Genomic DNA, 16,996 nt, shown 5'->3' with positions numbered 1-16,996 from the left:
TATGGAATTAGAAAAATATGAACCACTGGAAGAAACAATTCAGGAACAGCAAAATTCGAAATCACCGCTTCAAAATAGAGTGCTAATGTGGATGAGCGGTATCGCTTTCACCTTTTTTATTGCACTTTTAGGCTTGGGGCTGTCCAAGATTGCAGGATTCAATCGAATCGGCCCTCTTGCGTGTTCGATCATCATTGCCGTGATTTATCGTCAAATCGCTGGATATCCAGAAAGGTTCCGGACGGGAATTGAATTTTCCGCTAAAAAACTTTTGCGTTTTGCCATTATTTTATACGGATTGAAATTAAATATCGATGTGATTTTCAATCAGGGTTTGCCATTGTTGGTCCGTGATATAGGGACAGTAACATTTGCTATAGTCGTGATGGTCCTGATTGCAAAGTGGTTTAAGGCAGATGCCTCCATTTCCCTTCTTCTTGCTGTTGGAACTGGGATATGCGGTGCAGCAGCCATCGCTGCAATATCTCCAATAGTGAAAGCTAAGGAAGAAGATACAGCCATAGGCGTTGGGATAATCGCTTTAATGGGAACACTTTTCTCCATTATTTATACCCTTTTACGTCCGATCCTTCCGATCTCTGCTTTGGATTATGGTATATGGTCCGGGATCAGTCTTCATGAAATCGCCCATGTTGCATTGGCAGGAGCCCCGGCTGGTGAAGATGCGCTAGCGATTGCACTCCTCGCGAAATTGGGCCGTGTCTTTTTACTTATCCCTTTATGTTTCATTTTTATGTATTGGATGAAAAAACGTACATCCGGGAAAATGGGCCATGATGCCAAAATTGATTTTCCATGGTTCCTCGTTGGTTTTATAATCATGAGTCTAATAGGAAGTTATGTATTTGGAACTTATATTACGGTGTCTCCAATTGTAATGGATGGTATTTCGAAAACGACTACATTCATATTAACGATGGCCATGATCGGTCTTGGACTGAATGTCAGCCTGCAGGCACTTCGCACAAAAGCCATGCGTCCTCTTTTAGCCATGACCATTACCTCTTTGTTGCTTTCGATTATCTCATACTTTATCGTTTAATATATTTATCCATTGTGGCACCACTAAGCAGGCCTGATAAACCTTGAATACGCGGTATTATTCGGGCTTATTTATTCTTCAAAAGAAAACGGTTTTTGAACGTGATGTATTGGAAAAGGAGTAAAGGAAACTCACGACTTTCTAATTTATGGAAAAAATGAACGCTGGCGTGTTTGAAAATTATAACTATTTGGTTTACAATATAAGAACTGATACGAACATTACGATGTCTTTTTCTGTTTGGAGGAAATTTTATGGAGTTAGACTTTAAAAATCCAATCCCATTACACGCACAATTAAAAACCATATTGGAAAACCAGATTTTAGAAGGTTACTATAAGGACAAAATCCCGAGCGAAAGGGAACTCATGGATATGTATTCTGTCAGCAGGAGCACTGTACGGGAAGCCGTATCCATCCTGGTTCGTGAAGGGATATTGGAAAAAAGGCATGGGAAGGGAACGTTCGTTTCCCTTAAACCTGTACAGGAATGGCTTAAGATGATAAGTTTCACTGAAACCACTAAAAGCATGGGGATTAAATTACTGGACCATGGCCGTGTTTTGACACCAGAAAATATAGCTGATGCAAATGGTTTTGAAGATGAATCTTACCATATTAAAAGGCTGCGGTTGCAGGGAGATGTCCCCATAGCGATAGAATTACATTATTATTCTTTGGACTTAGGACAAAAATTGACGAAATTCGATTTAAGCACCACAGTATTATATGACGCGCTCGAAGGTGATCTTAACATTAACTTTTGTGAAGCGGAACAAATTATAACATGCGGCTTTCCAACAAAAGAAGATGCTGAACATTTAGGTATAACAGAAACGATGTGCTTGCTGATTACAGAAAGAATGATTTTTGATTCTGATGGTAATTTAGTAGAATATTATAAAGGTTTATTCAGGTCGGATATGTACTCATTCGCTATGAAAATGTCCCGGAAGAATAACTGATTTTATTTTACCGACGCAAAAAATGACCTAAGCCTTTAGAGTGGTTTAGGTCATTTTCGGTTCTCAAATCATTAAGATGGTTGGTTTTTAACAGTTTAAAAACACCAGTCAAATTATTCTATTTAAACCCATTATCCACGTAATTATTTTATAGTATTAAACGTACACAAAGATTGGAGAGATTGTCTACATTAATAACATAGACATATTTTTTTATTAAATATGATCAACAAAATTATTCGTGACTGTACATTTTTCCGGATGGATAACTAAGAAAGAACACCTTTAATGAGATGGTTTTTTTATTCAGCCGAATTAGTGGTCTTACCATCCTCCAATTTAGCCGAAATAAGCCCAAGTACAACTCCAAGCAGCGCACCTGCTCCCACTTCCACAGGCTGATGTCCGAGCAGTTCATTCAGTTCTTTCTCACGCTCCACATACTCAAAACTTGGAAACTCACCAGAAAATTTCGCCAGATTATCTTCAAGATCATTCACAAGCTTTGCAATTTCGCCTGTATGGCGCCGAATCCCCTGAGCATCATACATCACAATCACGCCAAACACTGTCGCAAGTGATGTCTCCGTATGCAACCATCCTTTATTGGCTGCCACATAGGATGCCAGTGCTGCCACACCCGCAGAGTGCGAACTAGGCATGCCGCCTGTTGTGAAAGCCTGCTTCAAGTCCCACTTTCCCGTAAGCCTATTATGCGTTAAAATTTTCAATCCTTGCGCAATGCCAATTGCCGACAGCGCCGTTAAAATTCCCCGATTCATCTTTTCCATGAGCAATTCCTCCACTCCAGACCAGTCCCAATCCAATCCGGGAATTTGTCTTCTCTCTTTTGATACCCAAAATATAATCTTAATATGCGGAAGTCATCCATGATTTATCAGCATTTATTAAAAGTCTACTTGTGTTATTTTGCTTCAGTTTATACGGGGAAAGGCGTTGTTTCATATTAATATTTATAGGATTGGTCCCTTAAGGAAAATCTATAACGGAATATTATTAACACGGTGTTAAGGTGGCTATGGAATGAACAAGATCAAGGATATAAATCCGGAAGAGTTAAAAAGGATTCAGACTGTAACCAAGCAATTGTCTTTCACAAAAAACTTCAGGTCTGCTACTGCTGAAGAATGGTTTGTTTTCATTCCAGGCTTTAAGGATCCAGTTACTGGGGGTGCTGCTGGAAAGGCTATAGTTCACTACAATCTATATGGAAACAAAGATATGTTCATTAACACAACGGTCATTCTGGATGACCCTGTTCTATTTGAGGAAGAAAATTTTCAACTGGTTTACTCTATATGTGATGAACTTGTAAATCGACTGGTAGGATACGCTGATACTTTGCTGTCAGTGCACGCAGGTTCAAATTCTTATAATGCTGAGTACAAACGGTAATGGTGGTAAGAAGAATAAGGAGGAAAAACAGTGCATCATAATCTGGTTCAATCAATAATCGAACATTCAGTCCCGCTTACAAGTGATGGTGATTGGGGTAAGCTCGTTCAACAAGTTAAAAATTCAAAATTTGTTTTGCTGGGAGAGGCATCACATGGAACATCCGAATTTTACACGGCCCGAGTTGAAATAACAAAAAAACTTATTAAAGAAAAAGGGTTCACCTTTGTAGCCGTTGAAGGCGATTGGCCCGCATGCCAGGCAATTAATAGATATGTTAAAGGTTATGATCAAGTAACTAAATCCGCACACGATGTTCTTAAAAGTTTTAACCGCTGGCCGACCTGGATGTGGGCAAACGAGGAAATGATCGACCTGATTGAATGGATGAAAGAATACAATGAATCTGGACAAAAACAAACGAAAGTTGGATTTTATGGGATAGATATCTATAGTCTTTGGGAATCCATGGATGAAGTCATCCATTACTTAAAACAAATTGATTCACCCGACCTCGAAGCTGCCAGACAGGCATTCACATGCTTTGAGCCATTTAATCGGAATAACGAAGAGTACGCAGTTTCCGCAGGCATTTTTTCTGAAGACTGCATAGAGGAAGTAGCCAAATTACTGACAACCATTCAGAGAAAAAAAGAAAAATACCCCCATCACGAGGAATTGAATTTGAATCTTCAAGTGAATGCATTGGTAGCGTATAATGCCGAAAATTATTACAGGACTATGGTGGTTCATGACGATAGATCATGGAATATTCGAGATATGCATATGGTGGATGCACTTAATGAAATTATGGATTTTTACGGTTCAGAAGGCAAGGCGATTGTATGGGAACATAATACCCATGTCGGCGATGCCAGCGCTACTGATATGAAGGATTCCGGGATGATTAATGTCGGCCAGGTCATTCGTGAGCAAAACCCAACTGAAGATGTATTTATCACAGGTTTCGGAACCTACAGGGGAACTGTTATTGCAGCAGATGAATGGGGTATGGAATTTGAAATAAAAACAGTACCCCCGGCAACGAATGGAAGTTGGGAGGAGGCAATGCACCTTTCGGGGGCATATGATAAGTTGCTCATTTTCACCGATGAAAATCGTCAGCTATTCCAAGATAGGATTGGACATCGGGCGATTGGAGTTGTATACAGACCGGAATATGAACAATATGGAAACTATGTACCTTCTGTAATGTCAGATAGATATGATGCTTTTGTTTACATTGATGAAACTCAGGCCCTTCACCCGCTTGTTCATGAAAAAGCACCCGTTATGTAAAAAATATAAATATACAAGCCCTGTATAACATGTCGAGTTATAAAGGGCTTTGCCTTTTTGTTCGTGCTAATTCTTAATGCTACCCAATATGGTCTTATCATCTCTACGGAAACCAAAGGATTTGCGTTCGATCACTTCTGTTTTTAAAGCTTTATGAATAGCTAATGAATCGTTCGTACAAAGCGATTAAAATATTTAAGATAAAAACCATTCTATAAAGAATGGTTTTTATCTTGATATCTATTTGCGGATGGACTGGATTTTTTAAATGAACCTCCAATTAATTAGGTGAATAATTAAGGGCCTCCTAAACAGACGGTTAATAAAGTTCCGAAACCGATTGGTCCTGAAAATGACTGCCATAACTAAGAAGAAAGATAAATGAATGTTTTTGAATATGGTGTATTTCTTCCAGTTAAATCTTGAATGATCAGCATCAAAAGGTCTACAGGGTTTGGGGCGAAATTTGTGAATGTAAGTAGATAGCCGTTCCTAGTCCAATAACCATTAACCCAAACGTTAAACAAACAAGTTTAATGAGCAGTTGTTCTGGCTGTACCAAGTTATTCAGTAAAAAAAAGCCATATATCAATACCAAGACCTATTATTAAAGCAGTTAGTAGACCCAATAATTCTGGTCATTGCCTTTTTAAAAGCGAATTTAAAAATATCATGATAGCGCTGATTGAATGGTTAAAGAACAACCAAGGGTTAATAGTATGATCCCCATCAGATAAAGGTTAATATTTGTTTTACTCACATTTAACACACTTATTCATTAACTAATTCTTTTATCATCAAAAGATGTGGACCGCCATCTTCCATAAAGACATCGGATGAAGTATGATAGCCAAGTTTTTTATAAAAACCCTCTGCCTGTGTTTGCCCATGTAATTTAACCTGGGATATTGCCTTTTCATTTGCAATTTCTTCCAATGTTTTAATTATTATTTTTCCAAGACCAAATTTACGGTAAGGCTCTAAGATGCAAATTCTCTCCAATTTACCTAAACCATCAACAACTCTTAACCTACCAGTTCCGACTGGTTTTTCATTATAATAGACTAATATGTGTTCAGATAAAGCATTAAGTGTATCAAATTCATCAAATTCACTTTCTAAAGGGAAACCTTGTTCCTCGACAAATACTTCTTTTCTGATTTGAAAGGCTATTTTTAAATCATTTTCTGTAGTTATTCTCTTTGAATCCAATGTTCTTCATCCCTTTTCTAGATTTATTCAGTAAGACAAGTCATAATATATGTATATCCTTTTTATAGTATATACGAAAATATTTTTGTTGTAAATACAACAAAAAAAGTCAGGGGCTTTTTGAATGAAGGAAATACTCCGTGAAATTGGAATGATAGCAAGGGCATTGGATTCTATAAGTAATATCGAATTTAAAGAATTAGACCTTACAAAGGGGCAGTATTTGTATCTTGTACGAATATGTGAAAATCCAGGAATCATTCAGGAAAAGGTAGCAGAAATGATAAAGGTTGACCGAACAACAGCAGCTCGTGCAATTAAAAAACTTGAGATACAAGGTTTTATTGAAAAGAAAGATGATGCTGACAACAAAAAAATCAAAAAGTTATACCCTACTGATAAAGGTGAAAAAGTATATCCCTTTTTACAGAAAGAAGGGGAGTATACCGACAAGGTGGCATTAACCGGATTTTCTAGGGACGAAACGGAATTGATTTTTCATCTTCTTCAAAGGGTCAGAAAAAATATTGAGGTAGATTGGGAATTTGTGAAAAAAGGGAATAAAAGGGAGTATTGACACATCTTATAAGTTATTCGCTTCATGGATGACTGATTGGAGCATTAGTTAAAGCGCTTAAGCTGGTTGTGGAGATAAATTGATAAAAAGAGGCTCGATTTCATTTGGAAATTGAGCCTCTTTCATATTATCCAGCTACATTTTCAGTGAACTGACTATTGTATAGCTCTGCATAGAAACCATTCACCCTTAAAAGTTCTGAATGTGTTCCTTTCTCTATCACTTTTCCTTGATCCATAACTAGAATCAAATCTGCATCCTTAATCGTTGAGAGACGATGAGCAATGACAAAGCTAGTTCGTCCTTCCATGAGTCGGTTCATGGCCTTTTGGATAAAGACTTCGGTCCGAGTGTCAACACTAGACGTCGCTTCATCCAATATCATGATTGGTGGATCTGCTAGAACAGCTCGGGCGATTGTCAAAAGCTGCTTTTGTCCTTGTGAGATGTTAGAAGCTTCTTCGTTTAAGATTGTCTCATACCCATCTGGCAGTGTCCGAATGAAATGGTCGGCATGTGCCGTGCGGGCAGCTGCAAAAATTTCTTCATCAGTTGCTCCATTTTTGCCATAAGCGATATTTTCTTTAATCGTGCCATTAAAGAGCCAGGTATCTTGAAGCACCATCCCAAAGTTTTTTCGAAGATCACTCCTGGACATATTCCGTGTATCAAGACCATCAATATTAATCTTTCCGCCATTGAGTTCATAAAATCTCATCAAGAGATTTATCATGGTCGTTTTTCCAGCACCAGTCGGTCCAACAATTGCGACCGTCTGTCCAGGCAAGACATCGATGTTCATATCTTTAATTAACATTTCTTCCCCATAGCCAAAGTCCACATGTTCAAAAGTGACAGCACCATTTGCTCTCTTTATATTAGCTGTGGTTTTTTCTTTCATTTCCTCTTCTTCATCAAGTAGCTCAAAGACACGCTCAGCTGCTGCAACCGTCGACTGAATAATGTTTGCGATGTTAGCTGTCTGTGTGATCGGCTGGGTGAACTGCTTTGAATATGTGATGAATGCCTGAATATCACCAATCGAGATCGAACGTTGCGTTACCAATATTCCGCCGACAACGCTGATGAGTACATAACTCAAATTTCCGATAAAGAACATCATGGGCATGATGATACCGGATATAAACTGAGCTTTGCTTCCCGCTTTATACAACTCTTCATTAACCATGGTAAACTGGGCACTCGCCTTTTTTTCATGTCCGAATGCTTTAACGACTTGATGGCCAGTATACATTTCTTCAATGTGGCCATTTAATTGTCCGAGTGTACGCTGTTGATCGGCGAAATGTTTTTGGGATCTTTTTAAAATAGGCCGGATTGCAAATATTGACAAAGGTAAGCTTACTATCGAGATTAATGTCAATAACGGGCTAATCGAAAGCATCATGATGATAATCCCCAAAATCGTTACGATTGAAGTGATGAACTGCGTTAAGCTTTGCTGAAGGGTGCTTCCGATCGTATCAATATCATTTGTCATTCGGCTAAGTGTTTCCCCGTTTGGACGTCCTTCAAAATATTTGAGAGGAAGTTTCCCGAGCTTTTCGTTAACATCTTCTCGTAAATCATATACTGTGTCCTGTGCAACACTTGACATAATGTATTGTTGTACATAGTTGAAGAGGCTGCTTAAGGCATAAAGTCCGGCAAGCAGTAAAAGGATCTGGCCAATTTTATCAAAGTTAATAGCTGCTCCTGGTATTCCCTGGAATTTCCCGTAAGCTCCTTCGAATAATTCTGTAATTGCATTTCCCATGATCTTTGGTCCAACAATCATAAAAATAGTACTCATGATTGCAGCGAAGAACACGGAAATCAATTTGTTGCGCCGCGGTTTTAAATAGGCCAAGAGGCGTCTTAGTGTTCCTTTAAAATCTTTTGCTTTTTGACCCATCATCATCATGTTACCGCCACCGGGACCATGCCCAACCTGACCGCCGCTTTGAGGTTTTTTTTGATTACTCATGCAATTTCCTCCTCTGTGAGCTGTGATAAGGCGATCTCACGGTAAATGTCGTTTGTAATAAGCAACTCTTGGTGTGTTCCCATACCTACAATGTGGCCTTCGTCCAACACAATGATTCGGTCAGCGTCCACGACCGTACTGACACGCTGGGCAACGAGTAGTACTGTCGAATTTTTCGTTTCATCTTTCAGGGCTGCGCGAAGGTTGGCATCCGTCTTGAAGTCAAGTGCAGAAAAACTATCATCGAATATATAAATATCGGGTTTCCGAATGAGTGCCCGTGCGATCGAAAGTCGTTGTTTTTGCCCTCCTGATAGGTTTGAACCGCCTTGTTCGATTTCTGCCTGATAGCCGTCTTTCATTTTGCTGATAAAACCTTCCGCTTGCGCGATCCGAGCCGCATGCTCGACTTCATCTTGTGTGGCTGTTTGTTTTCCAAAGCGAATGTTTTCAGCGATAGTACCAGTAAAGAGGATGGCCTTTTGTGGTACAAAGCCAATTTTTGAGCGAACTTCATCTTGTGATGACTTACGAATATCAACACCATTGACGCGAATTATTCCACTTGAAATATCATAGAAGCGAGGGATCAAATTGACGAGCGTCGTTTTCCCTGAGCCTGTTCCACCGATTATTGCAGTGATTTCACCAGGACTTGCAGAAAAACTAATATCCGATAACGCAGGTTCTTCTGCTCCTGGGTAACTGAACGTCACATGTTCAAATTCAAGTGTACCGTGTTCACGATCTGCCTTTTCTGTACCCTCATCCAGGAATGAAGGTTTCATATCAAGGACTTCGTTTATCCTTGTTGCCGACACGGCCGCACGTGGAACCATAACGAACATCATGGATGCCATAACGAGGGCGAACATAATTTGCATAACATATTGGATAAAGGCCATTAAGTCCCCGATCTGCATACCGCCGTTATCAATACGAATTCCACCAAACCAAATGATACCAACAACCGTCAAGTTCATTACTAGCATCATTACAGGCATCATGAATGCCATGATTTTATTGACCTTGATCGAGACATCCGTCAATTCTTTATTCGCTTTCTTAAGACGTTCCTTCTCTTGTGTTTCACGATTGAAGGCACGAATGACGCGAATACCAGTTAAATTTTCCCGTAATACAAGGTTCAACCTGTCTAATCGTTTTTGCACCGTTTGAAAGAGTGGCACACCTTTATATAGAATAAGCAAGATCGACCCAATCAACAAAGGCATTGTGACAACAATGACAAGAGATAATTTTGCATCCATGGATACTGCCATGATCAAACCGCCGATTAACATGATAGGTGCACTGATAACCATACGTAGCATCATGATAACCACCTGCTGGACTTGTGTTATATCATTGGTCGTCCGAGTAATCAATGATGCGGTACCTACTTCATCAAATTCTTGTAAGGAAAATTTTTCAACATGATTAAAGACTTTCAGCCGGAGATCGCGTCCCATTCCCATAGCCGCTTTGGACGAATAGTAGCTTGCGATTATGGAAGCGCAAGCGCCAAGAGCGGAAACCAGCAGCATCAAACCACCAATTTTCCAAATGTATGGAGTGTCTCCTCGAACGACGCCTTTGTCAATAATATCGGCCATTAATGTAGGCAAAAAGAGGTCCGACATCGATTGAATAAAAACCAGTCCGATGACTGCTGAAATAATCCACTTATAAACGGATAAATTTTTCAGTATTTTTATCATTTTGTACACTCTCCCTGTTCGGTAGCTTGTGCTTCTAAAAAGTTTGTAATTTGAAGATGCGTTTCAAGCAGCTCTTCAAACTGTTCTTCCGAAAGTAATTCAATGGCCGATTGGAAAATTTGATGAATGCTTCCTTCGTGAAAATGGATCGTTTGTAATAAATTTTTCCCCTGTTCGGTGATTGACAACTGAATCTCACGCCGGTTGCCCTCCACAAGCTCGCGATGGAGCATACCTGCCCGAACGAGGCCATCAACCGCTTGGCTCAAGGTGCTTTTTGGAAGAAATGTTTTCTCCCCAACGGTTTTTTGAGTCATCTCCGTTTGAAGAGTGATGGCCATCAAAATGGAATATTGCGGAACTGTCAATCCATTTTCTGCCGTTGTCTTTTGAACGAACCGCATTATATTTTTCTGCACGTTCCAAAATGAACGCAAAAGTTGTACGGAACGCATCAACTGTTTTTCATTCTCCACTCAACATCACCATTCTTTCTTTTTCGAACTGTTCCATATTGAACATTTAATTTTATGAATCATTTTAATTTACATCTATCTTTCCGCTTCGTCAACAAAAAAACGACTTCAACACCCCGGGGTTTTCTGGACTTTGGTGCATACATGGAAATGAGTTTTAAAGTCAGGCGAGGCTTTCGCGTGAAAACAAACCATACAATGTGAAATTAACTTGAAAATGTGAACTGATAAGTGTTAGGATAATATTGAGTTAGTACCAGGTAATAATAGTAGATGATAACGTAAATGAGAATGTACGGGTGTTAAATGGCAAGCATGTATACATAATAGAATTTTTCTTCCGTAGAACATAACAGGACTTAAGTTTGCGAGACAAACAGACAGCTAATAAGAAAGATTGGTAATTTGTGATACAGAGCCCCATTTTAAATAAGGTGCCAATATGAGGGATATATTCTGGTTTTAACGGGGAAATGTTTTAATTATTAGGTAATAGGAGGGATGATGACATATGGTTGAAAACCGTCATCTACAGGTAGGTCTCAGTGACGAAAAAGTGCTTGAGATGTATAGAGTTATGTTGTTGGCAAGACGTATAGATGAACGGATGTGGCTGTTGAACAGATCTGGAAAAATCCCATTCGTGGTTTCTTGTCAAGGACAAGAAGCAGCGCAAGTGGGTGCAGCGTTTGCATTGAATCGTGAAAAGGATTATGTCCTTCCTTATTATCGGGATCTAGGAGTGGTGCTTGCGTTTGGGATGACCGCCAGGGATTTGATGTTATCAAGTTTTGCAAAAGCGGAAGATCCAAATTCAGGCGGGCGTCAAATGCCTGGGCATTTTGGGCAAAAAAAGAATCGGATCGTGACGGGATCTTCGCCAGTTACCACTCAAGTGCCACATGCAGTGGGGATTGCACTCGCTGCAAAAATGGAAGGAAAAGATATTGTTTCATTCGTTACATTCGGAGAGGGTTCATCAAACCAAGGTGATTTTCATGAAGGAGCGAATTTCGCAGGTGTACATAAACTTCCGGTCATCTTGATGTGCGAGAATAATCAGTATGCCATTTCCATCCCAATAGAAAAGCAATTGGCTTGCAAGAAAGTTTCGGACCGGGCCATTGGTTACGGCATGCCAGGGGTGACGGTTGATGGAAATGATCCGATTGAAGTATACCGGGTGGTGAAAGAAGCGGCTGAGAGAGGAAGGCGTGGTGAAGGCCCAAGCTTAATCGAAACGGTTTCATACAGGCTTACACCACACTCAAGCGATGATGATGATAGTCAATACAGGTCGCCTGATGAAGTAGCGGAGGCAAAAAAAATAGATTCGATCATTACATTCGGTGCCTATTTAAAAGCAACAGGAATCATGGATGATCAAATGGAGAAAAAATTGAACGAGGAAATAATGGAAGTTGTGAACGAAGCGACGGATTATGCAGAAAATGCTCCATTTGCGAATGAAGACACGCTCTCAAAATACGTTTACGCAGAAAGGTAAGGAGGAAAGAAAATGGCAGTGATATCTTATATAGATGCGGTGATAATGGCGATGCGGGAAGAAATGGAACGTGATTCCCGTGTATTTGTATTAGGTGAGGACGTAGGGGTAAAAGGCGGCGTTTTTAAAGCGACTTCAGGGTTATACGAACAATTCGGGGAACAGCGTGTCATTGATACCCCGCTTGCTGAATCCGCAATCGCAGGAGTTGGCATCGGTGCGGCCATGTATGGGATGAGGCCGATTGCGGAAATGCAATTTGCTGATTTTATCATGCCTGCAATCAACCAAATCATTTCAGAAGCTGCAAAAATCCGTTATCGCTCTAATAATGACTGGCAATGCCCAATCGTCATCAGGGCACCATACGGTGGGGGCGTACATGGGGCGTTATACCATTCACAATCCGTTGAAGCCATTTTTGCCAATCAACCGGGACTTAAAATTGTCATGCCCTCAACACCGTATGACGTGAAAGGGTTATTGAAAGCAGCCATTCGCGATGACGACCCAGTCCTTTTCTTTGAACATAAACGTGCCTATCGCCTTATTAAAGAAGAAGTGCCGACTGATGATTATGTTTTACCCATTGGTAAAGCGGATGTAAAACGTGAAGGTGAGGACGTTACAGTGATTACTTACGGCCTTTGTGTTCATTTTGCGCTACAGGCAGCTGAAAGGCTGGCCAGTGATGGCATATCTGTTCATATACTTGATTTACGAACCGTTTATCCATTAGATCAAGAAGCCATTATGGAAGCTGCATCTAAAACAGGAAAAGTCCTATTGATTACTGAAGATAATAAGGAAGGGAGCATCATTAGTGAAGTATCGGCGATCATTGCAGAAAACTGCCTCTTCGATCTCGATGCCCCAATCATGAGACTTGCGGGTCCGGATGTTCCAGCAATGCCATATTCACCATCATTAGAGAAATCCTTCATGGTGAATCCTGAAAAAGTGGAAAAGGCACTGCGGGACCTGGTTGCCTATTAAATGATAGGCATGGAGGAACGAACCTTGCGCATCCGTTTAAATTGTTGTTTATATTGGGATTGATCTTAAAAATGAACTTAAGTCTAGCAACTATAAAAAAGGTTGCCAGGCTTTTTTTTTGCGCTAAATAAATCATCTATTGTGAAAAAATAATCCGTTTGATTACGCTAGAGAGGGCATATAAAACTCCACCGAATTCTTTTTAATGAACACTTTATTTAGCAGTGATTTTTGGGGGATTTTCACTTCATAAATATATATTAAATAGAAATGCGTGGTATTATATGGGAAAGCATTCTAGGTAAAGGAGAACTAATGATGAATACTGGACAATTATCCAATAATAAACTATTAGATATGGTGTTTGAAAGTACATATTATGGAATTGTAATTGTCGATAGTCACGCAAAAATCCAATATATTAGCAATAAATATTGTGAATTTTTAAATGTTGAACGCAGTACAGTGATTGGTGAACATGTGACGAATATAATTGAAAATACAAGGCTACACCTAGTAGTGCAAATAGGTAAATCGGAAATCGCTGATATACATTTTCTTCGTGGTGATTTTGTTATCGCTAATCGCATTCCTATTATCGAAAATAAGGAAATAATTGGTGCGATTGGGACAATAATGTTTCGTGATCTAGATGACTGGAACAAAATGAATAGCCACATTAAGGAGATACTGACAAAACATAATTTTTACACAAATGAAAGAGATGTTACAAATGGAGTAAAGTATTCCTTACACAATTTAATTGGAAATTCACAAGAAATACAACAGTTAAAAGAACGTGTGAAAAGGGTTGCTAGAGGTGATATCTCTGTACTAATTAGAGGAGAAAGCGGTACAGGCAAGGAAATAATAGCACATAGCATTCATCAGTTAAGTGGGAGAAGCGACAAACCACTTGTGAAAATAAATTGTACTTCAATTCCGGAACACTTGTTAGAATCTGAACTTTTCGGTTATGAAGAAGGTGCCTTTACAGGGGCAAACAAGGGAGGTAAAATAGGAAAGTTTCAATTTGCTGATGGTGGGACTGTTTTCCTTGACGAAATTGGTGATATGCCTCAGCAAATGCAAGTCAAGTTATTAAGGGTTCTTCAGGAGAAGGAATTTGAGCCTGTAGGTTCGCTTTATCCAAAAAAACTAAATGTTCGAGTGATTGCTGCAACAAATCGCCCTTTAGAAAAATTGGTTGAAGAAAAACTATTTCGTGAAGACCTATTTTATAGAATTAATGCTGTCCAATTATTTGTTCCTCCTTTAAGAGATAGAATTGAAGATATCCCTTTACTTGTAGATTATTTTTTTAAAAAAGTCACAGCTCGAATAGGAAAACGAGTAACCTCTGTACATCCTGAGGTGCTTTCATTAATAGAGCAATATAACTGGCCAGGGAATATCAGAGAACTAGAGAATGTGATTGATGCAGGTGTTCACCTATCAAATGACGAAGTAATCGGAAAAGATGTTTTACCTGATTATCTAAAAGGTCATAAGGTTAAAATGAAAGAAGAAAGTTTAAAGGATATTGTGGAAGAAACAGAAAAGAAGGCAATCGAAAGAGCGTTAAGGAGGTTTAAGTTTGATAAAAAGCGGGTTGCGGAAACTCTTGGAATAGGGAATTCTACCCTTTACGATAAAATAAAAAAATATCGAATTTCTGACCAATAAAAATAAATCCGGGAATTCAGAATTCATTCCGAAATCCCGGATTTAATTTTAATTTCCGTATTAGTGTAGATAAAGTTCACATTAAAGGAGAAAAAAGGCTATAGAACAGATTTAATTTTTATTTAAATTATGAAAATTAATGAATAAAAAATCAACTGATCTAACTTCAGTTGATTTTTTTCGGTTCTTTTCTGAAAAATCAGAAAATAAATAATTAGATATTCCTCAATAATTAGGAAAAGTAAGTCAGTAAAGGGGGGGTACGTTTTGGAATGAATCTTGCATTCAAATTAGAAGAAAGGAGGAAAGGAATCGATAAAGACGAGTGGTCAATTTAATGGTATTTAAGAGGCACTTGTTTAGTAAGAATTACTTTGAACATTATTGAATTTAGCGCTTCGATATCTGTAATTTGAATCTGCTTACATTGAAAAGGAGGAATTTCATTGGATGTCGGTTTTATAACAAGAAAAATGGCAAATGATTTAAATAATATAAATCATGGAAAAATAGCAATAAAAGAAGAAGCAGGAAAGTCAATGACGTACATGGATCTCCACCATATATCAAATGCGTATGCAAACAAGCTTTACGAATTAGGAGTTCGAAAAGGGGATCGTGTCGGTATTTTACTTTACAACTGTCTCGAATATTTTAGTCTATATTTTGCCATTGCGAAAATCGGCGCAATTGCCGTTCGACTTAATTTTAGGCTATCAAGTGCTGAGCTTGAGTATGCATTAAATGATTCACAGACAAAAATATTATGCTTCCATTCGAACTTAGCCAATCAGCTGGAATCAGTTTGTAATCATGTTTCTGTTGAGCGATATTTTTGTCTTCCTCATAGAAATGGCTCAATCCCAGGTTGGTCTGAGTCATGGAGTGTTTTAGAAAGTGGTTCGGTAGATGAGGTCAAAGTCGATAACATTAAATTAAACGATCCGGTCATGCTTATGTACACATCAGGCACAACGGGAAGACCTAAAGGTGCGATTTGGACTCATGATACAACTTTCTGGTTTTCCACGATACAAGCGCTGAAATGGAAATTTACAGGGAGAGAAGTTGCGATGACGACAGGACCACTATATCATGTTGGAGCGATGGAAGATATCGCACTTCCTATTCTTATGATGGGTGGAAGCGTAATAATTACAAAAAGCCAAGAATTCGAGATTGGAAGAATTCTTTCTGTTATTGAACAGGAAAATGTGACCGATGCTTTTTTATTCCCTTTTATGATTTATGAAATGCTAAATTTGCCTGAAATTGAAGAGTATCAGCTAAAATCTTTAAAAACTATTTATACAGGTGGTGACCCGCTAATGCCATGGGCATTAGAACAATTAAAAAAGAGGTTTCCTCAAATTGGAGTTGTTCAAGTTTACGGGTTAACTGAAGGACAACCAATTGCGGCTTCGCTTGAACCACAGGATGCTTTTACAAAAGGCCATACCGTTGGAAAGCCGATGCCACTTACAGAAATTAATATTATCGATGAGGATGGAACGCCCTTGCCTGTTGGTGAAATTGGTGAAATTGCTATTAAAAGTCCAGCGGTTTCTGAGGGTTATTGGAGGAAACCTGATGCCACAATGGAAACATTTGTGAATGGGTGGTGTAAAACAGGAGACATGGGAAAATTCGATCATGATGGGTATCTATCAATTGCAGGCAGAAAAAAAGATATGATTCGAAGCGGTGGTGAAAACATTTACTCAGCGGAAATTGAAGATGTCTTATACCGCCATGAGGAAGTGAAGGAAGTATCTATAATTGGTATTCCTGATCCGAAATACATTGAGGCTGTATGTGCTGTTATTGTTAAAAAAGAAGGAGCCAAACTTACGGAAGAAGATGTTGTTAATTACTGTAAGGAACATCTTGCTAGCTACAAAAAACCTAGAAAGGTCACATTTGTTGATGAAATTCCACGTACCCCATCCGGAAAGGTTCAAAAGTTTATTCTTCGAAAACAGTTTAGTGGTATGGAATAAATAAGGAATTTCCCATAGGTTAAAAAGGTACAGGTTTTTTAAATGCATTATTTCAATTTGTTTATAAAATGCACATAACCACAAAGGATTC

Annotated in this window: 14 protein-coding genes and 1 pseudogene; 9 read left to right on the top strand and 6 right to left on the bottom strand. The window is 38.9% G+C overall.

Annotated features, from left to right (window positions below):
- Nucleotide 1: 1 nt before the first annotated feature.
- Nucleotides 2–1,063, top strand: coding sequence for a YeiH family protein (locus QUF94_RS16070; protein ID WP_483313661.1), 1,062 nt, complete (start codon nt 2–4; stop codon nt 1,061–1,063).
- A 254-nt stretch (nt 1,064–1,317) separates the two neighbouring features.
- Nucleotides 1,318–2,028, top strand: coding sequence for a GntR family transcriptional regulator (locus QUF94_RS16065; protein ID WP_289316740.1), 711 nt, complete (start codon nt 1,318–1,320; stop codon nt 2,026–2,028).
- Nucleotides 2,029–2,330: 302 nt separating this feature from the next.
- Here the strand turns inward: QUF94_RS16065 and QUF94_RS16060 are convergent, their stop codons facing one another.
- On the bottom strand, nt 2,331–2,819 hold the full coding sequence (locus QUF94_RS16060) for a divergent PAP2 family protein (RefSeq protein WP_289316739.1): 489 nt from the start codon (nt 2,817–2,819) through the stop codon (nt 2,331–2,333).
- Nucleotides 2,820–3,072: 253 nt separating this feature from the next.
- Between QUF94_RS16060 and QUF94_RS16055 the strand changes: the two genes are divergently transcribed.
- Complete coding sequence (locus tag QUF94_RS16055) at nt 3,073–3,444, top strand: hypothetical protein (RefSeq protein ID WP_289316738.1); 372 nt, start codon at nt 3,073–3,075, stop codon at nt 3,442–3,444.
- 30 nt (nt 3,445–3,474) lie between these two features.
- On the top strand, nt 3,475–4,743 hold the full coding sequence (locus tag QUF94_RS16050; protein ID WP_289316737.1) for an erythromycin esterase family protein: 1,269 nt from the start codon (nt 3,475–3,477) through the stop codon (nt 4,741–4,743).
- Nucleotides 4,744–5,045: 302 nt separating this feature from the next.
- Here the strand turns inward: QUF94_RS16050 and QUF94_RS16045 are convergent.
- Nucleotides 5,046–5,473, bottom strand: a pseudogene (locus QUF94_RS16045) (DUF6198 family protein); the annotation flags it as partial.
- Between the two features lie 41 nt (nt 5,474–5,514).
- On the bottom strand, nt 5,515–5,955 hold the full coding sequence (locus tag QUF94_RS16040; RefSeq protein ID WP_289316736.1) for a GNAT family N-acetyltransferase: 441 nt from the start codon (nt 5,953–5,955) through the stop codon (nt 5,515–5,517).
- 124 nt (nt 5,956–6,079) lie between these two features.
- On the opposite strand from QUF94_RS16040, the gene QUF94_RS16035 reads away from it, so the two are divergent.
- On the top strand, nt 6,080–6,532 hold the full coding sequence (locus QUF94_RS16035) for a MarR family winged helix-turn-helix transcriptional regulator (RefSeq protein WP_289316735.1): 453 nt from the start codon (nt 6,080–6,082) through the stop codon (nt 6,530–6,532).
- Nucleotides 6,533–6,659: 127 nt separating this feature from the next.
- Here QUF94_RS16035 and QUF94_RS16030 read toward each other — a convergent pair whose 3' ends face one another.
- Genes QUF94_RS16030 through QUF94_RS16020 form a run of 3 tightly spaced genes read right to left on the bottom strand, consistent with a single transcriptional unit; the run spans nt 6,660 to nt 10,659 of the window.
- Entirely contained in the window at nt 6,660–8,519 is a 1,860-nt protein-coding gene (locus QUF94_RS16030; protein ID WP_289316734.1) for an ABC transporter ATP-binding protein, read from the bottom strand.
- On the bottom strand, nt 8,516–10,240 hold the full coding sequence (locus QUF94_RS16025; RefSeq protein ID WP_289316733.1) for an ABC transporter ATP-binding protein: 1,725 nt from the start codon (nt 10,238–10,240) through the stop codon (nt 8,516–8,518). The genes QUF94_RS16030 and QUF94_RS16025 overlap by 4 nt, the downstream gene beginning before the upstream one ends.
- Nucleotides 10,237–10,659 carry a MarR family winged helix-turn-helix transcriptional regulator gene (locus QUF94_RS16020; RefSeq protein WP_289316732.1) on the bottom strand — a complete coding sequence of 141 codons (423 nt, stop codon included), beginning with the start codon at nt 10,657–10,659 and terminating at the stop codon, nt 10,237–10,239. The genes QUF94_RS16025 and QUF94_RS16020 overlap by 4 nt, the downstream gene beginning before the upstream one ends.
- A gap of 568 nt (nt 10,660–11,227) precedes the next feature.
- Between QUF94_RS16020 and QUF94_RS16015 the strand changes: the two genes are divergently transcribed.
- The 4 genes from QUF94_RS16015 (at nt 11,228) to QUF94_RS16000 (ending at nt 16,905) form a co-directional block, all read left to right on the top strand.
- A complete protein-coding gene (locus QUF94_RS16015) occupies nt 11,228–12,223 on the top strand; it encodes a thiamine pyrophosphate-dependent dehydrogenase E1 component subunit alpha (RefSeq protein WP_289316731.1) in 996 nt (331 codons plus the stop codon).
- Between the two features lie 12 nt (nt 12,224–12,235).
- The gene (locus QUF94_RS16010) at nt 12,236–13,219 is read left to right on the top strand and encodes an alpha-ketoacid dehydrogenase subunit beta (RefSeq protein WP_289316730.1); all 984 of its coding nucleotides are present in this window, start codon (nt 12,236–12,238) and stop codon (nt 13,217–13,219) included.
- Between the two features lie 315 nt (nt 13,220–13,534).
- Nucleotides 13,535–14,905, top strand: a complete 1,371-nt coding sequence (locus QUF94_RS16005; RefSeq protein ID WP_421157067.1) for a sigma-54 interaction domain-containing protein — start codon at nt 13,535–13,537, stop codon at nt 14,903–14,905.
- A gap of 446 nt (nt 14,906–15,351) precedes the next feature.
- On the top strand, nt 15,352–16,905 hold the full coding sequence (locus QUF94_RS16000) for an acyl-CoA synthetase (RefSeq protein WP_289316728.1): 1,554 nt from the start codon (nt 15,352–15,354) through the stop codon (nt 16,903–16,905).
- The last annotated feature ends 91 nt before the right edge of the window (nt 16,906–16,996 follow it).

The organism is Peribacillus sp. NJ4 (assembly GCF_030348345.1).
GTDB lineage: Bacteria > Bacillota > Bacilli > Bacillales > DSM-1321 > Peribacillus.
Note: the sequence above shows the minus strand (reverse complement) of the source record. Positions and strands in the feature narration are given on the sequence as shown.

What these genes read in the sequence shown, in the direction of transcription:
- QUF94_RS16060 (WP_289316739.1), bottom strand. Translation starts at nt 2,819, where the DNA reads ATGGAAAAGATGAATCGGGGAATTTTAACGGCGCTGTCGGCAATTGGC.
- QUF94_RS16005 (WP_421157067.1), top strand. Translation starts at nt 13,535, where the DNA reads ATGATGAATACTGGACAATTATCCAATAATAAACTATTAGATATGGTG.
- QUF94_RS16010 (WP_289316730.1), top strand. Translation starts at nt 12,236, where the DNA reads ATGGCAGTGATATCTTATATAGATGCGGTGATAATGGCGATGCGGGAA.
- QUF94_RS16055 (WP_289316738.1), top strand. Translation starts at nt 3,073, where the DNA reads ATGAACAAGATCAAGGATATAAATCCGGAAGAGTTAAAAAGGATTCAG.
- QUF94_RS16035 (WP_289316735.1), top strand. Translation starts at nt 6,080, where the DNA reads ATGAAGGAAATACTCCGTGAAATTGGAATGATAGCAAGGGCATTGGAT.
- QUF94_RS16065 (WP_289316740.1), top strand. Translation starts at nt 1,318, where the DNA reads ATGGAGTTAGACTTTAAAAATCCAATCCCATTACACGCACAATTAAAA.
- QUF94_RS16070 (WP_483313661.1), top strand. Translation starts at nt 2, where the DNA reads ATGGAATTAGAAAAATATGAACCACTGGAAGAAACAATTCAGGAACAG.
- QUF94_RS16025 (WP_289316733.1), bottom strand. Translation starts at nt 10,240, where the DNA reads ATGATAAAAATACTGAAAAATTTATCCGTTTATAAGTGGATTATTTCA.
- QUF94_RS16015 (WP_289316731.1), top strand. Translation starts at nt 11,228, where the DNA reads ATGGTTGAAAACCGTCATCTACAGGTAGGTCTCAGTGACGAAAAAGTG.
- QUF94_RS16030 (WP_289316734.1), bottom strand. Translation starts at nt 8,519, where the DNA reads ATGAGTAATCAAAAAAAACCTCAAAGCGGCGGTCAGGTTGGGCATGGT.